This window comes from Klebsiella sp. P1954 (genome assembly GCF_018199955.1).
In the GTDB taxonomy this organism is placed as follows: domain Bacteria; phylum Pseudomonadota; class Gammaproteobacteria; order Enterobacterales; family Enterobacteriaceae; genus Klebsiella; species Klebsiella pneumoniae.
The window spans coordinates 486,857-507,018 of record NZ_CP073373.1 but is presented as its reverse complement, the minus strand read 5'-3'; the positions used below and the strand labels follow the sequence as shown (position 1 = coordinate 507,018).

15 protein-coding genes are annotated in these 20,162 nt (G+C 61.0%); 9 read left to right on the top strand and 6 right to left on the bottom strand.

The annotated features are described in order from the left end of the window. Nucleotides 1-116: 116 nt before the first annotated feature. A complete protein-coding gene (locus KB890_RS02570; RefSeq protein ID WP_004176321.1) occupies nt 117-1,562 on the bottom strand; it encodes a M20 family metallopeptidase in 1,446 nt (481 codons plus the stop codon). Then, on the bottom strand, nt 1,562-2,872 hold the full coding sequence (locus tag KB890_RS02565) for a M20 family metallo-hydrolase (RefSeq protein WP_004179692.1): 1,311 nt from the start codon (nt 2,870-2,872) through the stop codon (nt 1,562-1,564). Before KB890_RS02565 ends, KB890_RS02570 begins: the two co-directional genes overlap by 1 nt. 166 nt (nt 2,873-3,038) lie before the next feature. Between KB890_RS02565 and KB890_RS02560 the strand changes: the two genes are divergently transcribed. Both KB890_RS02560 and smrA read left to right on the top strand, forming a co-directional pair. Continuing rightward, nucleotides 3,039-3,947: a LysR family transcriptional regulator gene (locus KB890_RS02560; protein ID WP_002903460.1), complete on the top strand. Its 909-nt coding sequence runs from the start codon at nt 3,039-3,041 to the stop codon at nt 3,945-3,947. 101 nt (nt 3,948-4,048) lie between these two features. Continuing rightward, a complete protein-coding gene (gene smrA / locus KB890_RS02555; RefSeq protein WP_004143055.1) occupies nt 4,049-4,612 on the top strand; it encodes a DNA endonuclease SmrA in 564 nt (187 codons plus the stop codon). On the opposite strand, the gene KB890_RS02550 is transcribed toward smrA, so the two are convergent. Continuing rightward, nucleotides 4,609-5,415: an IclR family transcriptional regulator domain-containing protein gene (locus KB890_RS02550; protein ID WP_004151560.1), complete on the bottom strand. Its 807-nt coding sequence runs from the start codon at nt 5,413-5,415 to the stop codon at nt 4,609-4,611. The two genes, smrA and KB890_RS02550, sit on opposite strands and share 4 nt — an antisense overlap. A 169-nt stretch (nt 5,416-5,584) precedes the next feature. Here KB890_RS02550 and KB890_RS02545 point away from each other — a divergent pair, with 169 nt between their 5' ends. Genes KB890_RS02545 through pcaC form a run of 6 tightly spaced genes read left to right on the top strand, consistent with a single transcriptional unit; the run spans nt 5,585 to nt 10,649 of the window. Continuing rightward, nucleotides 5,585-6,271 carry a 3-oxoacid CoA-transferase subunit A gene (locus KB890_RS02545; protein ID WP_002903522.1) on the top strand — a complete coding sequence of 229 codons (687 nt, stop codon included), beginning with the start codon at nt 5,585-5,587 and terminating at the stop codon, nt 6,269-6,271. A gap of 10 nt (nt 6,272-6,281) precedes the next feature. After that, nucleotides 6,282-6,938 (top strand): 3-oxoacid CoA-transferase subunit B, encoded by a 657-nt coding sequence (locus KB890_RS02540; protein WP_004151559.1) that lies wholly within the window; start codon nt 6,282-6,284, stop codon nt 6,936-6,938. Nucleotides 6,939-6,948: 10 nt separating this feature from the next. Further along, a complete protein-coding gene (pcaF, locus tag KB890_RS02535) occupies nt 6,949-8,151 on the top strand; it encodes a 3-oxoadipyl-CoA thiolase (RefSeq protein WP_004179693.1) in 1,203 nt (400 codons plus the stop codon). 9 nt (nt 8,152-8,160) lie between these two features. Continuing rightward, complete coding sequence (locus KB890_RS02530) at nt 8,161-9,513, top strand: 3-carboxy-cis,cis-muconate cycloisomerase (RefSeq protein ID WP_004179694.1); 1,353 nt, start codon at nt 8,161-8,163, stop codon at nt 9,511-9,513. Beyond that, entirely contained in the window at nt 9,503-10,267 is a 765-nt protein-coding gene (gene pcaD / locus KB890_RS02525) for a 3-oxoadipate enol-lactonase (protein WP_004179700.1), read from the top strand. The genes KB890_RS02530 and pcaD overlap by 11 nt, the downstream gene beginning before the upstream one ends. After that, nucleotides 10,260-10,649, top strand: coding sequence for a 4-carboxymuconolactone decarboxylase (pcaC, locus tag KB890_RS02520; protein ID WP_004143067.1), 390 nt, complete (start codon nt 10,260-10,262; stop codon nt 10,647-10,649). Before pcaD ends, pcaC begins: the two co-directional genes overlap by 8 nt. 1,044 nt (nt 10,650-11,693) lie before the next feature. On the opposite strand, the gene KB890_RS02515 is transcribed toward pcaC, so the two are convergent. From KB890_RS02515 to KB890_RS02505, 3 genes are all read right to left on the bottom strand, one after another. Next, entirely contained in the window at nt 11,694-13,310 is a 1,617-nt protein-coding gene (locus KB890_RS02515; RefSeq protein ID WP_004179708.1) for a mechanosensitive ion channel family protein, read from the bottom strand. A 162-nt stretch (nt 13,311-13,472) separates the two neighbouring features. Then, nucleotides 13,473-15,125 carry a class I fumarate hydratase FumA gene (fumA, locus tag KB890_RS02510; protein WP_004152246.1) on the bottom strand — a complete coding sequence of 551 codons (1,653 nt, stop codon included), beginning with the start codon at nt 15,123-15,125 and terminating at the stop codon, nt 13,473-13,475. A gap of 54 nt (nt 15,126-15,179) precedes the next feature. After that, nucleotides 15,180-16,691: an anion permease gene (locus KB890_RS02505; protein ID WP_004148278.1), complete on the bottom strand. Its 1,512-nt coding sequence runs from the start codon at nt 16,689-16,691 to the stop codon at nt 15,180-15,182. Nucleotides 16,692-17,333: 642 nt separating this feature from the next. On the opposite strand from KB890_RS02505, the gene KB890_RS02500 reads away from it, so the two are divergent. Then, nucleotides 17,334-20,111 carry a flavocytochrome c gene (locus tag KB890_RS02500; protein ID WP_004179710.1) on the top strand — a complete coding sequence of 926 codons (2,778 nt, stop codon included), beginning with the start codon at nt 17,334-17,336 and terminating at the stop codon, nt 20,109-20,111. The last annotated feature ends 51 nt before the right edge of the window (nt 20,112-20,162 follow it).

Below are 20,162 nucleotides of genomic sequence, written 5' to 3'. Positions count from 1 at the left end.
CATTCCTCTGTTGTCGTTGTTGTGTTGGGCAGGCCTGCTCCCGTACTGCCGGCGGTTATTATGGGCGGTGCGTGCCGCGATCCGGTCAGCGTTGGGCAGGAGTAGCCTCTAAGTGGTTATCGTAAAACGGACGGACTCACCTCCGCCGGGATCGGGCAACGATAGGGGCGTTCGGCCAGTACCTGCCTGAGCTCTTGCTGGCTGGCCTCCAGCAGGGCGCTGTCGCTGAATAAACGGATGGCGGTCGCCGCGAGGACTTTCCCCGCCAGCAACATCCCTTTATGGGCAATGGAGGTTCTGCCCTGGCTCACCAGCTGCCAGCTGTGCAGCGGGGTACCCACCGCGAAGCACGGGCTGAAGCACTGGGCCACCGGCGCTTTCCAGCTAACATCGCCGACGTCGGTGGATCCGGCGAGGACGTTATCCGTGGCCGCCCAGGGCGCCACCTCATCAATCAGCAAGGTGTCGCGGTGACGACGAGCGAACGTTTTGCCTTCCTCGCCACTGGTGCCGGCAATATTGTTCAGGCTGTTGTTAATATCGTTGGCGCTGAGAGTGGCGCGGATCGCCGCGGCAAAAGCGCGTTCCTCGTCGCTCCAGGCGGGGGTACCGTAATGACAGACCGCCTGATACATCGCCGCCTCAAGCGTGCGGTTGGGCAGATAGCTGGAGCAGGCTTTTTCAAAGCGGCAGCTGACCTGGGTCTCGGTCATCAGCGCGGCCCCCTGGGCAATCTTCTCTATGCGGGCGAAGATTTGCTCAGCGTCGGCCATCTCCGGCGCGCGGATCAAATACAGCACTTCCGCCTGCGCCTGCACCACGTTGGGCGAGACGCCGCCGGTATCGGTAATGGCGTAATGGACCCGCGCCTTCTCGATGATATGTTCATTGAGGAAATTGCTGCCGGTGGTCATCAGGGTGACGGCATCCAGCGCGCTCCGGCCCAGGTGCGGCGAATTAGCGGCGTGGGCCGCGGTGCCGGTAAATCGCCATGCCGCCTGAATGTTGGCGAGGGTGCGGGTGCTGAACATCCCGGCCCAGGCTTCCGGATGCCAGGTCAGCGCCGCATCGACATCATCAAACAACCCTTCGCGCACCATAAAGGTTTTTCCCGAACCGCCTTCCTCGCCGGGACAACCGTAGAAGCGCAGAGTGCCGCTGTCGCCGTGCTGCTGCAGCCAGCCTTTGGCGGCGACCGCCGCGGCGAATGCCGCGGTGCCGAGCAGATTGTGCCCACAGCCGTGGCCGTTGGCTCCCGGTGTCAAGGGCGTCGGTTCCGCGCTGTGGGCCTGCTGGCTGAGTCCCGCCAGGGCGTCAAATTCGCCGAGCAGGGCAATGACCGGTTGGCCCTCACCGACGCTGGCGATAAAGGCATTCGGGATCCCGCCAGCATCGCGGGTGAGCTGAAAACCTTCCGCCTCCAGGGCGTCGGCCAGCCGTTGGGCTGACCAGAACTCCTCAAAGCGGGTCTCCGGGTGGTCCCAGATGTCGTCGGCGATGGCGCAGTAAGTGTCGCGTTGTGCCTCAACCACCTCGTCCACAAACTGAAAAATGGCTTCCATTACCCCCCCCGCTGCCAGGGAAAGTTAAGCGCGACGCGCGCCAGGGTTTCGACCGCTACCGCCATCACGCTCTCGTCGAAGTCAAACTTTTCGTTGTGGTGACCGGCGCTGAGTTCAGTGCCGAAAATCATGTACGAGGCGAGGCCGCCGCGCGCCTGGACCCGGGCCATCATCAGGGTGGCGTCTTCCGAGCCCGCCGGGGCAGCGATGCGATCCACCGCCTGTTGCACGCCGGGCACCCGGGCGGCCTGTTCGCGCAGATAGTCCACCCACGCCGGCGACGGTGCGCTGGCGGTCGCCGCGCCCATCATGCGCAGTTCGTAGCGGGCTTCGTACATCGCCGCAGCCCCGGCGACGACGTGCTGCGCCCGCTCGAACACGTACTGATTAATGGCTTCGCTTTCGCCGCGGGTTTCCACTTTTAACAGCGCGGAAGAGGGCACCACGTTGCGCCCGGTACCGGCCTGCATCACCCCGACGTTGACCCGCGAGGCGCCGGCGCTGTGCGGCGGGATGGCGTGCAGGCCAAGGGCGGCCTGGGCGGCGGCCAGCAGCGCGTTGCGCCCGTCCTCGGGCTTGCCGCCGGCGTGGGCGGCCACGCCGCTGAACTGCACGTCGAATTTGGTGGTGGCCATAAAGTTGTCTCCACCGCAGACGACGGTACCTGCCGGCACACCGGTCCCGATATGGATCGCCGTGAAATAATCCACGTCATCAACCACGCCGGCGGCCACCATCGCGCGGGCGCCGCGGGTACCCTCTTCAGCAGGCTGGAAAATCAGTTTAATGACGCCATTGAGCTGGGCGGCATACTGCTTGAGCACATGCGCCAGCCCCAGCCCGATGGCGGTATGGCCGTCATGGCCGCAGGCGTGCATCATGCCGGCGTTGCAGGAGGCGAAATGATCGCGATGGGGGCGGTGGCTATCGTCATGCTGTTCGTTGAGATCGAGGGCATCCATATCGACGCGAAAGGCCAGGGTTGGTCCGGGCCGCCCGGTGTCGAGCGTGGCCACCACGCCGGCGAAACCGCCTTCAAACGCCGGCAGCCAGCGCTCCGGCGCGCCCTGTTCGCGGGCGCGTTCGAAAGCCCGGGCCAGCGTCTCCTCGTCCGGCAGCCCCATCCGGCTGTCGGCATCGATGACATCGCGGCCTAGCGCCAGCTGATAGCCGAGCCCGTCAAGAATATCCGCGACCTTACTGGCGGTGCGAAACTCCAGCCAGCCGGATTCAGCGTGCAGGTGAAAATCACGGCGCCATTGGGTCATGGAGGGCGCCAGCTGGCGGAGGTATTCATCAAGTTGCGGCATAGCTTATCCTGTCATAAGTAAAAAATGTGACGGCGTTCACGATGTGATAGCTTTTGTTTATCACTGACGCGCTACAGGCCTTAACACCCTTAACCTGCCACAGCCTGATGGATTACAGTAGATGTCATTTTCTTCTGTCTGATAAGCAACAGTTATCACTAAAAGCATGGCATTTCAGATTAAATTTCATCAAATTCGCGCCTTCGTCGAAGTAGCCCGGGAAGGCAGTATCCGTGGCGCCAGCCGGGCGCTGGCGGTCTCGCAGCCGGCGCTGACCAAAGCGATTAAAGAGCTGGAGGAGGGGCTTTCCGCCCAGCTGTTCGTCCGCCGCAGCCAGGGGGTGGCGTTAACCGACAATGGCGAAAGTTTTTATCAACATGCGAGCCTGATCCTTGAGGAGCTGCGGGCGGCGCAGGATGAACTGCTGCAGCGCCAGGGGGAACAGGCCGGGCAAATTAATATTGGCCTTGGCGCCAGCGTCGCCCGGTCGCTGATGCCGTCGGTGATCTGCCGCTTTCATCAGCAGCATCCGCAGGTGAAGGTGCGGATCATGGAGGGTCAGCTGCTGGCGATGATTAATGAGCTGCGCCAGGGGGAGCTGGATTTCACCATTAATACCTATTACCCCGGGCCGTACGACCATGAGTTCAGCTTTGAGAAACTGTTTGAGAAACCGTTCGCGGTGTTCGCCCGCGCGGGCCATCCGGCGGCGCAGGCCACCTCGCTGGGGGAATTGATGGATCACCACTGGACCATGCCGACGCCGCGCGGCAGCTACTTCAAGCAGCTGCAGGAATGCTTCGAACAGCTGGGACGGGAGCCAAAGGTGGGGATCGTCTGCGAAACGTTCTCATCCTGCATCAGCCTGGTGGTGAAAAGTGATTTTCTCAGCATCCTGCCGGTGGAGCTGGGCAACGACCCGCTGATGGCCGACAAACTGGTGATGATCCCCATCCGTGAAGTGTTACCCACCGCCACCTATTATCTGATCCAGCGGCGCGATACCCGACAGACGCCGCTCACGGCGTCGTTAATCACCCTGTTCCGCCGCCAGAGCCGACAATTGTTTCCTTAATCGTTCGTCACGCTCACTTTGCCAGCGAACGCGGCTAAACGCGTTGAGAGGGGAGCGCGAGGCGGCTATAGTAGCTGGCGACAGCCGCTGGAGGAGAGCCCATGAACCTTGATGACAAATCCCTGTTTCTTGACGCCATGGAAGATGTCCAGCCTCTGAAACGTAACAATGATGTGCACTGGCATCCCGGGCGTAACAGCCGGGCCCCGCAACGCGTCGATACCCTGCAGCTGGATAATTTTCTCACCACCGGCTATCTCGATATCGTGCCGCTCGCCACGCCGCTGGAGTTTAAGCGAGAAGGGCTGCAGAGCGGCGTGCTGGATAAGCTGCGGCGGGGGAAATACAGCCAGCAGGCGAGCCTCTCCCTGCTGCGCCAGCCGGTGGAACAGTGCCGGCAGATGCTCTTCGCCTTTATGGTGCAGGCGCAGAAAGAGGGGTTACGCAATGTGCTGATCGTTCACGGCAAAGGCCGCGACGACCAGTCCCACGCCAATATTATCCGCAGCTATCTGGCGCGCTGGCTGGAAGAGCTGCCGGAGGTGCAGGCCTTCTGCGCCGCGCTTCCGCATCATGGCGGCAGCGGCGCCTGCTATGTCGCGCTGCGTAAATCGGCGCAGGCGAAGCAGGAGACCTGGGAGCAGCACGCCAAGCGCAGTCGTTAGCGCAGAAGCAGCGTCAGCTCGCGGGCGGCTTTTTGCAGCTCCGGCAGCACGCGCTCGATCATCTCGCGGGCCGTCATCTGGCCCGCATGCACCCCGACGTTGAGCGCCGCCTGGACCTGCCCCTGAGCGTTAAACAGCGGGACCGCGAGGGAGCGCAGCCCCATCTCCAGCTCCTGATCGTTGAGGGCATACCCCTGCTGATGCACCCGTTTCAGTTCGGCGCGCAGCTTCGCCACCGAATCCACCGTCTGTGGGGTATAGCGGATCATGGTCACCCGGGCCAGCATATCGTTGAGCTTCTCCTCCGGCTGATGGCTCAGCAGCACCCGGCCCATCGAGGTCGCCCACGCCGGAAGGCGACTGCCGATATCCAGGTCGATGGTCATAATCCGCGAGCTGGAGGCGCGGGCGATATACAGGATATCGTCGCCGTCGAGGGTGGCGATGGAGCAGGACTCATTGAGCATTTCGCTCAGATGCCGCAGTACCGGCTGCGCCGAACGCGCCAGCGGCGTCGAGGCCAGCCAGGCGTGGCCCAGCGCCAGGATCCGCGGCCGCAGCTGGAAATTCTTACCGTCTTCGGCATACACGAACCCCAGCTTGCTCAGGGTATACAGGCAGCGGCGCACCGCGGCGCGCGGGATGCCGGTCTTCTGACTGATCTGTGAGATAGACAGCAGGGGCCGCTGCGGCGTGAACGCCTGAATCACCTCCAGACCCCGCGCCAGGGAGGCCATAAAGTTAGGATCGCCTTTAAACGGATCGCCGTCGCCGGTCAGTAAATCGTCTGGATGCTTGTCCATTTCTGTTCCCCATATTTGCCATCGATCACATTCTTTCGCTAAAGATAACCGATGTTCGATTATCGCACCATATTTCGATTATCGCCCTTGACCGACATCGTTAAGCGGGTCACATTTTGTGCGAACAACGAATAAAAGTGCGATTACCGCACATCACTGGAGCGATCTGATGATTGATAAAAGCGTATCGACGCTGAGCGAGGCCATCGCCGGGATCCACGATGGGGCGACTATTATGATCGGCGGCTTTGGCCCCGCCGGCCAGCCGACCTTTCTGATTGACGCCCTGATTGACCAGGGCGCTCGCGACCTGACCATCATAAATAACAACGCCGGCAACGGGGAAGTGGGTCTCGCTGCGCTGCTCAAGGCGGGCCGGGTGCGCAAAATGATCTGCTCCTTTCCGCGCCAGGTGGATTCGCAGATTTTCGATGATCTCTACCGTCGCGGCAAAGTGGAGCTGGAGCTGGTGCCGCAGGGCAACCTCGCGGCGCGGATCCAGGCGGCCGGCGCCGGGCTGGGGGCGGTATTTACCCCCACCGGCTACGGCACGCCGCTGGCGGAAGGCAAGGAGACACGGGAAATCGACGGTCGCCACTACGTGCTGGAGTACCCGATCAAAGCCGATTTCGCGCTGATTAAAGCCCACCAGGGCGACCGCTGGGGCAACCTGGTCTATCGCAAGGCGGCGCGCAACTTTGGCCCGATCATGGCGACAGCGGCGAAAACCACCATCGTAGAGGTCTCGCAGCTGGTGGCGCTGGGCGACCTCGATCCGGAAAACATCATCACCCCCGGCATTTTCGTCCAGCGCGTCTTCTCGCTGGAAAACCTGACTGCCGCACAACGCGCCTGAGGAGCCCGACATGCAAAAACTGACCCGTGACGAAATGGCCCAGCGCGTGGCCCGCGATATTCCCGAAGGCGCTTACGTCAACCTCGGCATCGGCCTGCCGACCCGCATCGCCAATTACCTGCCCGCTGACAAAGAGGTGTTCCTGCACAGCGAAAACGGCCTGCTGGGGATGGGGCCGAAACCGCAGCCCGGGGAAGAAGATCCCGAGCTGATCAATGCCGGTAAAGAGTATGTCACCCTCCTGCAGGGGGGCTGCTATTTCCACCACGGCGACTCCTTCGCCATGATGCGCGGCGGCCATCTCGATATCTGCGTGCTGGGGGCCTATCAGGTTTCCGCCAGCGGCGACCTCGCCAACTGGAGCACCGGTGCGCCGGATGCGATCCCGGCCGTTGGCGGGGCGATGGATCTGGCCATCGGCGCCCGCCAGGTGTTTGTGATGATGGACCACCTGACCCGTGACGGCGAGTGCAAGCTGGTGGCGCAGTGCAGCTACCCGCTGACCGGCGTCGGCTGCGTCAGCCGGATCTATACCGACCTGGCGGTGATCGACATCACCGACCGCGGCCCGGTGGTGCGGGAAATCTTTAACGGCCTCTCTTTTGAAGAGCTGCAGCGCATCACTCCGGTGGCGCTGACCTTTCAACAACTGGCGGAAAGCGCGTAAGGAACCTATGATGAATCAGGCATTTATCTGTGATGCGGTGCGTACACCCTTTGGCCGTTTCGGCGGTGCCCTGGCGACGATGCGCGCTGACGACCTGGCGGCGCTGCCGCTGAAAGCGCTGCTGGCGCGGAACCCGGGACTGGATCCCTCGCGCATTGACGATGTGATCTTTGGCTGCGCCAACCAGGCCGGGGAAGATAACCGCAACGTGGCGCGGATGGCGCTGCTGCTGGCCGGCCTGCCGGAGAGCGTGCCCGGGAGCACCATCAACCGCCTGTGCGGTTCCAGCCTTGACGCGATCGGCGTTGCGGCGCGGGCGATTAAAAGCGGGGAGACGCAGCTGATGATCGCCGGTGGGGTGGAGAGCATGTCCCGCGCGCCGTTTGTGATGGGGAAAGCGGAGAGCGCCTTTAGCCGCAGCATGCAGATGGAGGATACCACCATCGGCTGGCGCTTTATTAACCCGCAGATGAAAGCCCTGTACGGCGTGCATTCCATGCCGGAGACGGCGGAAAACGTCGCCGATGAGTTTGCCATCTCCCGTGCCGATCAGGACGCGTTCGCCTTACGCAGTCAGTTGCGTACCGCCGCGGCGCAAGAGGCGGGGCGTTTCGCCGATGAGCTGATCGCCGTCCAGGTGCCGCAGCGCAAAGGCGAGCCGCTGCTGTTTAGCCGCGATGAGCACCCGCGCAGCACCTCGCTGGAGGCGCTGGCTAAACTGCGCGGCGTGGTGCGCGCCGACGGCAGCGTTACCGCCGGTAACGCCTCCGGGGTTAACGACGGCGCCTGCGCGCTGTTGCTGGCCAGCGAGACGGCGCTGTCGGCTAACGATCTTCAGCCGCTGGCCCGGGTGGTCGGCGTGGCGACGGCGGGCGTTGCGCCGCGGATCATGGGGTTTGGCCCGGCGCCGGCGGTGCGCAAGGTGCTGGCGCAGACCGGCCTGACATTAGGCCAGATGGATGTCATTGAGCTGAATGAAGCTTTCGCCGCGCAGGCGCTGGCGGTGACCCGTGATTTGGGCTTACCGGACGATGCCGCCCACGTGAACCCTAACGGCGGGGCGATTGCGCTGGGCCACCCGCTCGGCGCCTCCGGCGGCCGGCTGGCGATGACCGCGGCTTATCAGCTGAAACGGACCGGCGGCCGCTACGCCCTGTGCACCATGTGCATCGGCGTCGGACAGGGGATCGCCCTGATTATTGAACGTGTTTAAGGAGCCAGAATGAGTTTGTTGACCCCGATGCTGCGCAGCAGTCCGCTAACCGACTGGTTCAGCGACGCGCAGCGGGTGCAGGGCATGCTGGATTTTGAAGCGGCGCTGGCGCAAGCGCAGGCCGCCTGCGGGATGGTGCCGCCGGAAGCGGTCGGGCCAATTGTGGCGGCCTGCCGCCACGAGGCCATCGATTTTGCCGCGCTGGGCGAGGCGGCAGTGGGAGCCGGTAATCTGGCCATCCCGCTGGTGAAACAGCTGACGGTCCAGGTAAAAGCGCGAGATCCCGAGGCTGCGCGCTACGTTCACTGGGGCGCTACCAGCCAGGACGCCATCGACACCGGACTGGTGCTCCAGCTGCGCGGGGCGCTGGATGCCGCTGAGACCCTGCTTGAGCAGCTGTTGGCGGCCCTGGCTCTCCAGGCGGATCGTTATCGCGATACCGTGATGCCGGGCCGGACCTGGATGCAGCACGCGCTGCCGGTGACCTTTGGCCTGAAGCTGGCGGGCACCCTCGACGCGCTCCTGCGCTGGCAGCAGCGGCTGCGCGAGATGCGTCCGCGGCTGCTGGCGCTGCAGTTCGGCGGCGCCGCGGGCACTCTGGACGCGCTAAAAGAGAAAGGGCCGGCGGTTGGCCTGGCGCTGGCGCAGATCCTCGGTCTGTCGCTGCCGGATACTCCGTGGCACAGCCAGCGCGATCGGCTACTGGAGGCGGGCGCCTGGTTCGCCGGTGTCTGCGGCACGCTGGGGAAATTCGCTAACGACTTTTCCCTGCTGATGCAGACCGAAGTGGCTGAGGTGGGCGAGCCGGTGGCGGAAGGTCGCGGCGGTTCGTCGACGATGCCGCATAAGCGCAATCCGGTGGCCTGCGCGGCGATCCTGACCGCCGCCCAGCGTACGCCGGGGCTGATGGCGACGCTCTACGCCAGCCAACTCCAGCAGCATGAGCGGGCGCTGGGCGGCTGGCAGGCGGAGTGGGAGACCCTACCGGAGCTAATTACCCTGGTGGGCGGGGCGTTGGCGCAAAGCGAGGCGCTGGTGCGCGACATGCAGGTTTTCCCGCAGAAAATGCGCGCCGATCTCGATATCACCCATGGGCTGATTATGGCTGAGGCGGTGACTCTGGCGCTGGCGGAATTCATTGGCAAAGCCGAGGCGCATCATCATATCGAGGCGCTGTGCCGCCAGGCGCTGGACCGTCACTGCCCGCTGGTCGATCTGCTCGCGGCTGACCCACAGGTCAGTCAGTATCTCTCTCGTGAACGCTTAACCACGCTGCTGGACCCGGCAACGGCGACCGGCAGCGCCGAACGCTTTGTGCGCCAGGTGCTGGCGCGTTATCAGGAGCAACGTGATGAATCTTGATTATCAACTCGACGGGCCGGATGGCGCGCCGGTTATCGTCCTCTCCAATTCGCTGGGCACCACCCGGGCGATGTGGCAGCCGCAGATCGAGGCGTTAACCGCCCATTTCCGGGTGCTGCGCTACGACACGCACGGCCACGGTAAAACGACGAAAAATGGCAAAGTGACCCTCGCCCAGTTGGGTGAGGATGTGATTGCGCTGCTCGATCACCTGAATATCGACCGCGCCTGGTTCTGCGGGATCTCGATGGGCGGTTTGACCGGCCTGTGGCTGGGACGCTTTGCGCCGGAGCGTTTTCATGGTCTGGCGGTCGCCAACACCGCGGCGCGCATTGGCGATCAGGCCAGCTGGCTGTCGCGGGCGCGGGCCGTACGTCAGGAGGGGATGGCGGTGGTGGCCGCCGGAGCGGCAGACCGCTGGTTTACCCACGCGTTTCGCCAGAAGGCGCCGGAGGTGGTCAAGGCGCTTTGTCACCAGCTGACCCATACCGATGCTGAAGGCTATGCCGCCTGCTGTGAGGCGCTGGCCGCCGCCGACCTGCGGGGCGAAGTGGGGCAGATCCCGCTGCCGACGCTAATCATCGCCGGGGAAAGTGACCCTGTCACCACGGTCGGTGACGCTCATTTCCTGCAGCAGCAGATCCCCGCCTCCGAGGTGGTGGTTCTGGCGGCATCGCATCTGTCTAACATTGAGGCGCCGAAAAGCTTTACTTCAGCGCTGCTGAGCTTTTTCCAGGGGGAACGCCATGGATGATAAACAGCGCTATCAGGACGGGATGGCGGTACGGCGCAAAGTATTGGGCGACGCCCACGTCGACCGTACGCTGCAGCATCTGACGCCGTTGAATGATGAGTTTCAGGACTTTATTACCCGCTATGCCTGGGGCGAGACCTGGACGCGTCCGGGGCTCGATCACCATACCCGCAGCATGATCACTATTGCCATGCTGATCGCTCTCAATCGCGAGGCGGAGCTGAAGATGCATCTGCGCGCGTCGTTTAACAACGGGGTGACCCGCGATGAGCTGAAAGAGCTGATCATGCACTCTGCGCTGTACTGCGGGCTGCCGGCGGCCAATGCCACGATGCATCTGGCGCAGCAGGTGTTTGACGACATCGACGCCGCGCAGGGTTGAGTCGTCGTCCGAGTCGGATTGCCCGGCAGTCGTTGTAGGCCGGGTAAGGCGCCGATAGATTGCCCTCCGGCACAGCGCTTGCCGGGCCTGGGAAGCGAAGATCGCCTGAAGACCCCGTAGGCCGGGTAAGGCGCAGCCGCCACCCGGCGAAATGGCGGCACAACCCGAAATGTCCCTGTTCGCACTATGTTTGGCAGGACCACAACGTTTGGCAGGGCTACAACTTCTATGTTAATTCCGGGCAGATTGCGCTCCCGGTTGATCTTCTGCGTTATGTCTCGTATGGCGCAGGGAGCGCACAGGGGGCGGCCAGTCGCCGCCGCCCCCTGTACCCCCGGGCTCCGGCCAGCAAAATCGCCACTGCGTGGTACCTTCGACTTATCCCTGCAGGCTGCGGGCCGGGCCGAGGCAGCGTCCCTGCAAAACACGGCCCTCAGCCCGCATCCATGCGGGCTGCCCCGGCCTTCCGGGAACGTCTCAGCGATTTTGAGGCCGCCAGCACCGGCAGTTTCAGTCGCGCAAGTGGGTAAATGAGTGACAGGCCGTACGAACCCCTGGCCGGGTAAGGCGCAGCCGCCACCCGGCGAAATGGCGGCACAACCGGAAATGTCCCTGTTCGCACTATGTTTGGCAGGACCGCAACGTTTGGCAGGGCTACAACTTCTATGTTAATTCCGGGCAGATTGCGCTCCCGGTTGATCTTCTGCGTTATGTCTCGTATGGCGCAGGGAGCGCACAGGGGGCGGCCAGTCGCCGCCGCCCCCTGTACCCCCGGGCTCCGGCCAGCAAAATCGCCGCTGCGCGGTACCTTCGACTTATCCCTGCAGGCTGCGGGTCGGGCCGAGGCAGCGTCCCTGCAAAACACGGCCCTCAGCCCGCATCCATGCGGGCTGCCCCGGCCTTCCGGGAACGTCTCAGCGATTTTGAGGCCGCCAGCACCGGCAGTTTCAGTCGCGCAAGTGGGTAAATGAGTGACAGGCCTCACGAACCCCTGGCCGGGTAAGGAGCAGCCGCCACCCGGCGGAAATGCCGCTACGTTAACCCTTATTTCTCAGGCTCCTGCGGCGCGACGGCCGGGGCGGCGTACCAGGCTTCCTGCGGCACCACTACCGCCGCCTTTGGCTGCATCACGAAGTTCGGCGACATAATCTGCACGCCGAATTCGTTAAACACATCAATAATGCTGCTATGCAATGCGTTGCGGCCATCCGGCAGCTTGGTTGTGGGGAGTAAGCGCACCTGCAGCTCATACGAGGTGTACCAGTCAAGCAATCCCAGCTTACGCACCACCGGCGCAATTTGCTGATCGATCCCCGGGGTGCGTCTCGCCGCCAGCTCCAGCAGCGCATGGACCTGACGCCACGGCGTATCGTAGCCGATGGTGACGCTGGTGGTGAGGTTGACTCCACCGTCGGCGCTTTCGGCGCTGAGATTAATAATTTTCCCGCTCACCACCACCGCGTTCGGGACGGTAACGATGTAATTTTCGCGGGTGAGAATTTTGGTCGCCAGCACGCCAATCTCGCTGACCTGACCCTCATTATCGGCGAGGCGGATCCAGTCGCCTTTGCGCAGCGCCCGAGAGTAGATCAGCACCAGGCCGCTCATCGCATGGGTCATCACTCCGGTTGACCCGAGGGTCAGCATCAGGCCGAAGAACACGCTAATGCCTTTGAAGGCGAGAGAGTTGGCGCCGGGAAGGAACGGGTAGGCGGCGGAGAGGGCAAACAACCAGATGACCACCGAGATAAGTCGACGGGTGGCGCTAACGGTCTCCGGATGAATGCCGGGAACCTGAATGCGGCCGGCGGCGACCTGGTCGAGAACCACTTTCACCAGGCGAATGATAAGCCAGGTGAGAAGGAAAATAAGCACCACGATCATCAGCCCCGGCAGGGAGGCGACAATCGACAGAGAGAGGTCGCGGATCACCCCCAGCGACCAGTCGCCCAGCGATTCGCTCCACACCCGCGTCCAGGGAAACAGGCTGAAGGCCCAGCTCAGCCAGAGATAACAGGCCAGCATGCCGAGAAGGATGACCAGCACAGCATAGAGTCGAACTTCAATATTGCCGAGATAGCGCCGCCAGTGCTGCGGTATGGCGCTACGTTTTTCGAGGATCCGCAGCAGGAAAAAACGTCGCACCCGCCGCCAGGCGCGGAAGGCGCCGTAGTAAAACAGCGCCAGCAGCAGCGCCCCGGCCAGGGCTTTACCGGCGGAGATGAACAGATAGCGGTTGTTGAACTGCTCCTGGAGGCTGGTGCGCTGGGCTTCCATACGCGCCAGCACCCGCTGGGCTGCCTGGTCGAGGGTTAAATCATCGCCCTCGTCGAGATCCGCCTGGCTCAGCAGCAGCACCGGTTTGCCGTTCATCAGAAACAGTCTGCCTGGCTGACCATAGCGGATAACCGGCACGACCCGCAGCGGCTGGCGAATATCATCTTCGGTGAAGGCGCGCAGGGCGCTACGGGTGCGCAAAACGCGCTCTTCGGGCGTGGTCTGGCCAAAGGTGGCCTGCAACATGACGACAGGTTGGTGGAAAATCGTGACCGTGCGTGCCTGCTCGCGCGCGGTTGGCTGCTGTCGCGGTTCGGCGGCCAGCGCCGGCTGGAGCACCAGCAGCGCCAGCGCCCAGAGGATAACGATGCTCATCCTGTTCATTGAGGCACCTGAGATAAGAATTATTGTTATTTTTCAGCAAAAAACGGAGGGCTTGTAGTTGAGCATAGCCTGGTGCGAAGTGAATTCAAGCTGGGGAAACGCGGACATAAAAAAGCCGTCGCCCAAACGGCGACGGCCTGATATCAGCGTCAGAGGATAGCGTTAGCCGTGCTGTTTACAGCCCGCGCACTGCTTATTCTGGATCTGCTGGAAGAAGTCGTTGCCTTTATCATCGACGAGGATAAACGCCGGAAAATCTTCCACTTCGATTTTCCAGATAGCTTCCATCCCCAGTTCCGGATAGGCCACGCACTCGAGGCTCTTGATACTCTGCTGGGCGAGCACTGCCGCCGGGCCGCCGATGCTTCCAAGGTAGAAGCCGCCGTGTTTATGGCAGGCATCGGTCACCTGCTGGCTGCGGTTGCCTTTCGCCAGCATCACCATGCTCGCGCCGTGGGACTGCAGCAGATCAACGTAAGAGTCCATGCGGCCGGCAGTGGTTGGGCCGAGGGAGCCGGAAGCGTAACCGGCTGGCGTTTTTGCCGGGCCCGCGTAGTAGATCGGGTGATCTTTGACGTACTGCGGCAGCGCCTCGCCGTTGTCGATAAGCTCCTTCAGCTTGGCGTGGGCGATGTCGCGGGCCACGATAATGGTGCCGTTAAGGCTCAGGCGGGTGGAGACCGGATGTGCCGACAGCTGCGCCAGGATCTCGCTCATCGGCTGATTCAGGTTGATGCTTACCACTTCGCCTTCGCCGGCCTGACGCAGATGTTCAGGAATATATTTTCCCGGATTGCTCTCCAGCTTCTCGATCCAGATACCGTCGCGGTTAATTTTGGCTTTGATATTGCGGTCGGCGGAGCAGGAGACACCCATGCCGATCGGGCAGGAGGCGCCGTGGCGCGGCAGACGGATCACCCGGATATCGTGGGCGAAGTATTTCCCGCCGAACTGCGCGCCGAGGCCGAGGTTCTGCGCTTCCTGCAGCAGCTCTTGCTCCAGCTGCACGTCGCGGAACGCCTGACCGTGTTCGTTGCCTTCGGTCGGCAGACCGTCGTAATAGCGGGTCGAGGCCAGTTTGACGGTCTTCAGCGTCGCTTCCGCCGAGGTGCCGCCGATCACAAACGCGATGTGGTACGGCGGGCAGGCGGCGGTACCGAGGGTGCGCATCTTCTCAACGAGGTAGTTTTTCAGCTTCGCCGGGGTGATCAGGGCCTTGGTTTCCTGGTACAGATAGGTTTTGTTGGCGGAACCGCCGCCTTTCGCCATGCACAGGAACTTATATTCTTCACCGTCGACGCTGTAGAGATCGATCTGCGCCGGCAGGTTGGTGCCGGTGTTAACCTCTTTATACATATCCAGCGGCGCGTTCTGTGAGTAGCGCAGGTTATCTTCGGTATAGGTGTTGTACACCCCCTGCGCCAGGGCGGCTTCATCGCCGCCGCCGGTCCAGACGCGCTGGCCTTTTTTCCCCATAATGATCGCGGTGCCGGTATCCTGGCAGGTCGGCAGCACGCCCTTGGCGGCAATTTCCGAGTTGCGCAGGAACTGCAGGGCGACATATTTATCGTTATCGCTGGCTTCCGGGTCGAGCAAAATCGAGGCGACCTGTTGCTGATGGGAGACGCGCAGCATAAAGGCGGCGTCGTGGAAGGCCTGCTGAGCGAGCAGGGTCAGCGCCTGCGGCTCTACTTTCAGGACCTGCTGGCCGTCAAATTCGGCGACGGAGACGTGCTCTTTGCTGAGCAGATAGTATTCCGTATCGTCGTGCGCCAGCGGAAACGGATCCTGATAAACAAACGGTTTAGTCGACATAGTCACTTACTCCATAAAGATAAAAACCGCCGGGGTAGTCCCGGCGGTTATGAATCAGAACATCATGGACATCCACGGATAGCCAATCAGCAGCAGGGCGGCCAGGAAGATGGCGCCAAAGATGGTGCCGAGGCGCCAGTAATCTTTGGTCGGCAGGTAGCCGCTGCCGTAGTAGATTGGGCTTGGGCCAGTACCGTACGGGGTGATGATCCCCATCACGCCCAGCGAGGTGACCATCAGCAGGACAAACACTTCCATATTCATTCCCGGGATAGTCGAGGCAATGGTCAGCATGGCCGGCAGCAGCGCGGTGGTGTGCGCGGTGGTGCTGGCAAACAAATAGTGCAGCAGGTAGAACGCCAGCAGCAGGACGATGGTCGCCATCCCCGGGGAGATGCCGCTCATCAGCGCGCCGCCCTCTTTACCCAGCCAGGCGATAAAGCCGGTGGAGGAGAGGCCGTCGGCCAGTGCCACCAGGGTGGCGAACCAGACAAAGGTGTTCCATGCCGCTTTGTTGTTGGTGATATCGCTCCAGGAGAGCACGCCAGTCCACAGCATCAGCACGATAACCAGCAGGGCAGCCAGCGCCGGTTCGATCCAGTCGGCGGCGAAGATCCACATCATCAGCGCGAAGCAGACGAATACCAGCAGCAGAATTTCATTGCGCGACAGTTTGCCCAGTTTTTCCAGTTCACGCGCGGCCCACAGTGGCACTTCGTTATTGACTTTCACTTCCGGCGGGTAGAACCAGTAGGCCAGCAGCGGCATAGCCAGAATCAGCAGGATACCCAGCGGCAGGAAGGCGATGAACCAGGTGCCCCAAGAGATATTGATGCCAACAATGCTTTTGACCAGCGCCAGGGCCAGCAGGTTCGGGGCCAGAGCCGACAGGAACATCGAGCTGGTAATACAGGCGGCGGTGATCGCTACCCACATCAGATAGGAACCGATTTTACGTGCGCTCGGATCGTTTGGCTTTGAACCGTACAGCGGCGGCAGGTTAGCGATAATCGGGTAGATAGTCCCCCCGCTGCGTGCGGTGTTAGATGGCGTAAACGGCGCCAGCAGCAGATCCGCGAAGGTGATGGCGTAGCCGAGCGTCAGGCTGCGACGGCCAAGATATTTCACCAGAATCAGCGCCAGGCGGCGGCCGAACTGCGTTTTATCGTAGCCGGCGGCGAACATGAACGCGCCGAAGATAAGCCACACGGTGGAGTTGCCGAAGCCGCTCACCGCCCACTTAAAGGAGGCGCCAGCCATTTTGAAGCCTGGCGCGGCCATCTGATCCGGGCTGAACAGCAGCCACTGGCTGCACAGGGCAATAACTACCACGCCGGTGATACCGATAACGGCGCCGGGCAGCGGTTCAAAAATCAACCCGACGATCACCCCGACAAAGATAGCGAAGTAGTGCCAGGCGTACGGCGGCAGGCCTTCGGGGACCGGGACGAACAATAACAGCACGGCAACGATAATCGGCAGCGCCATCATCAGGAGAGGTTTTTTATTCGCAGTCGTTGGCTTGACTGCACCGGCAGGCGGTATGGTTGTCTTTTTCTCTTTCATAATGAGTATCTGCAAGTTGTTGAAAATAACGTTTACGCCAGCGTCTTGCTCAGTGATTTCTTTAATTACAAAAGTTACTTTAGTTTTTATTTTGCGTTTTTGAGTATCGACAGGGCGCTTATTTAACGCGTTTTATGAGGCGTTAAATTAAATTTGTTGGCTATTTATATATTGCGCTTTCAATGGCCGTTGCAATTGATCAAGATCAATAAAAGCCGGTGATTTCACTATTTTTTTTATTATCAGCATAACCCTATATGATGAGGTGTTATTTTGGCGAAAATATCGATAGATGTTAAAAGAAAAATGAACAATAAATGCTGAAATTATTTTATGTTTTAGTATCTTTATGATTTTATTGTATTTTTTGTTGTTTCCTTGTCATTGTTTATGTTAACAAAAGTATCCTAATTGTTATCACGCATTTGTATTATGTAAATGCTATTTATTATTTTAATAATACAATAGAGGTAGCGATGTTATTGCTGGGGTTAAATAGTTTTATAACTAACGTAATTGGTTTAGTAATTAAAAAACGCGCTATATTATTGGCATGACAACAGGAATTAAAAAACCAAAACCATTAATGATTCCGTCACCTCATTCTGAGCTTTTAATATTTTAAAATCTGGAGCGTAACTTATGACCAGTAACGAACGTATTTTGCAGCCATTTACTTTACCAAATGGTACCGAGCTGAAAAACCGTTTGCTCATGGCGCCAATGACCACCTGCACCGGTTATTTCGATGGTACTGTCACCAGCGAGCTGGTGGAGTACTACCGCGCGCGCGCCGGAAGCATCGGTACCATTATTGTCGAGTGCTGCTTTATTGATGACTACGGTCTGGCCTTCCCGGGCGCGATCGGCATTGATAATGATGAAAAAATTGCCGGCCTGGCGAAAATCGCTGAGGCGATCAAAGCCGAGGGTTCAAAAGCGATTCTGCAGATTTACCACGGCGGCCGTATGGTCGACCCGCAGCTGATCGGGGGGCGCCAGCCGGTGGCGCCGAGCGCTATTGCCGCGCCGCGTGAGGGCGCCGCCATGCCGCGGGCGCTGAGCGGAGAAGAAGTGGAAGGGATGATCGCCAAGTTTGGCGACGGCGTTCGTCGCGCCATTCTCGCCGGTTTCGACGGGGTCGAAATTCACGGCGCCAACACCTATCTCATTCAGCAGTTCTATTCGCCGAACTCCAACCAGCGCGATGACGAGTGGGGCGGTAGCCGCGACAACCGCGCCCGTTTCCCACTGGCGGTGCTGGATATTACCCACAAAATGGCCCGCCAGTACGCCGACGATGCCTTTATCATCGGCTATCGCTTCTCGCCGGAGGAGATGGAGGTCCCGGGGATCCGCTTTGACGACACCATGTATCTGCTGGAAAAGCTGGCCGCCCGCGGTGTCGATTATCTGCACTTCTCGGTGGGCGCGACCCTGCGTCCGTCTATCGTCGATACCAGCGATCCGACGCCGCTGATCGAGAAATACTGTGCGATGCGCTCTGACACCCTCGCCCAGGTGCCGGTGATGGGCGTCGGCGGGGTGGTGAACGCCGCCGATGCCGAGCAGGGCCTCGATCACGGCTATGACCTGATTGCGGTAGGCCGCGCCTGCATCGCCTATCCGGACTGGGCGTCACGTATCGCAGCCGGCGAAGAGCTGGAGCTGTTTATCGACAGCACCCAGCGTGAAGCGCTGCACATTCCGGAACCGCTATGGCGTTTCTCGCTGGTGGAAGCGATGATCCGCGACATGAGCATGGGCGACGCCAAATTTAAACCGGGGATGTTTGTTGAGACCGTCCACGATGACGCCAATGAGCTGGTGATCAACGTCAGCCTCGAAAATGACCATATTGCCGATATCGAACTGGCGGCGAGCCCGGTCCAGACCGTGGAATTCACCACCAGCTTCGAAGAGATCCGCGAACGTATTCTCACCGCCAATACCCCGCACGTCGATGCCATTTCCGGGGCCACCAGCCAGAGCGAGGCGGTGAAAAAAGCGGTCGCCAAAGCGATGCTGAAATCGAGTAAAGCGCTGGCGGCGGAAGAGGGCGGCAATGACGTCGCGCCGAAAAGCTATGATGTGGTGGTAGTCGGCAGCGGCGGCGCCGGTCTGGCGGCAGCCATTCAGGCCCACGACGAAGGGGCCAGCGTGCTGATCGTTGAAAAAATGCCAACCATCGGCGGGAATACCATCAAGGCTTCCGCCGGGATGAACGCCGCGGAAACCCGCTTCCAGCGCGTGAAAGGTATCGAAGACAGTAAAGAGCTGTTCTATCAGGAAACCCTGAAGGGCGGCCACAACAAAAACAACCCGCAGCTGCTGCGCCGTTTCGTTGAAAACGCGCCGCAAGCCATTGAGTGGCTGGCGGACCGGGGCATTATGCTCAACGATATTACCACCACCGGTGGGATGAGCATTGACCGTACCCACCGTCCGCGCGACGGGTCAGCGGTCGGCGGCTATCTGATTAGCGGCCTGGTGCGCAACATCACCAAACGCGGTATTGACGTCCTGCTGGATACCTCGGTGGAAGAGATCCTGATGCGCGGGGATGAGGTTAGCGGTGTACGTCTGATCAACGACGAAAAAGAGGTCATTGAAGTACAGACCAAAAGCATCGTAGTGGCCACCGGCGGCTTCAGCGCTAACAGCGCGATGGTCGTGAAGTATCGTCCTGACCTTGAAGGCTTCGTCACCACTAACCACAAAGGGGCTACCGGGAGCGGTATCGCGTTGCTGGAACGCATCGGCGCCGGCACCGTGGACATGGGCGAAATTCAGATTCACCCGACCGTCGAGCAGCAGACCTCGTATCTGATTTCCGAATCGATTCGCGGCGGCGGCGCTATTCTCGTTAACCAGCAGGGGAACCGCTTCTTCAACGAGATGGAGACCCGCGATAAAGTCTCGGCGGCGATTATCGCTCTGCCGGAACACTATGCTTACATCGTCTTCGACGAGCATGTGCGGGCGAAAAACAAAGCTGCCGACGAGTACATCGCCAAAGGCTTCGTCACCAGCGCCAGCTCACCGCGGGAACTGGCGGAGAAACTGGGGATGGATTACCATGCCTTCCTCGCCACCCTCGAGTGCTATAACGGGGCGGTGGAAAAACAGCATGATGAACAGTTTGGCCGGACCACCGCGCTACGCGCGCCGATTAACGAAGGCCCGTTCCACGCCATTCGCATCGCCCCCGGCGTGCACCACACCATGGGCGGCGTGACCATTAATACCGATGGCGAAGTGCTGAATGTGGCGCAGCAGCCGATTCGCGGCGCCTACGCCGCCGGTGAAGTGGTGGGCGGGATCCACGGCGGCAACCGTATCGGCGGTAATGCGGTGGCGGATATCATTATCTTCGGTACCCTCGCGGGCCATCAGGCGGCGAAACGTGCCAGAGGATAACCTGTAACCTTGCTCCTGCCGGGTTGGCGCTTTCACCGCCCGGCTTGCCCC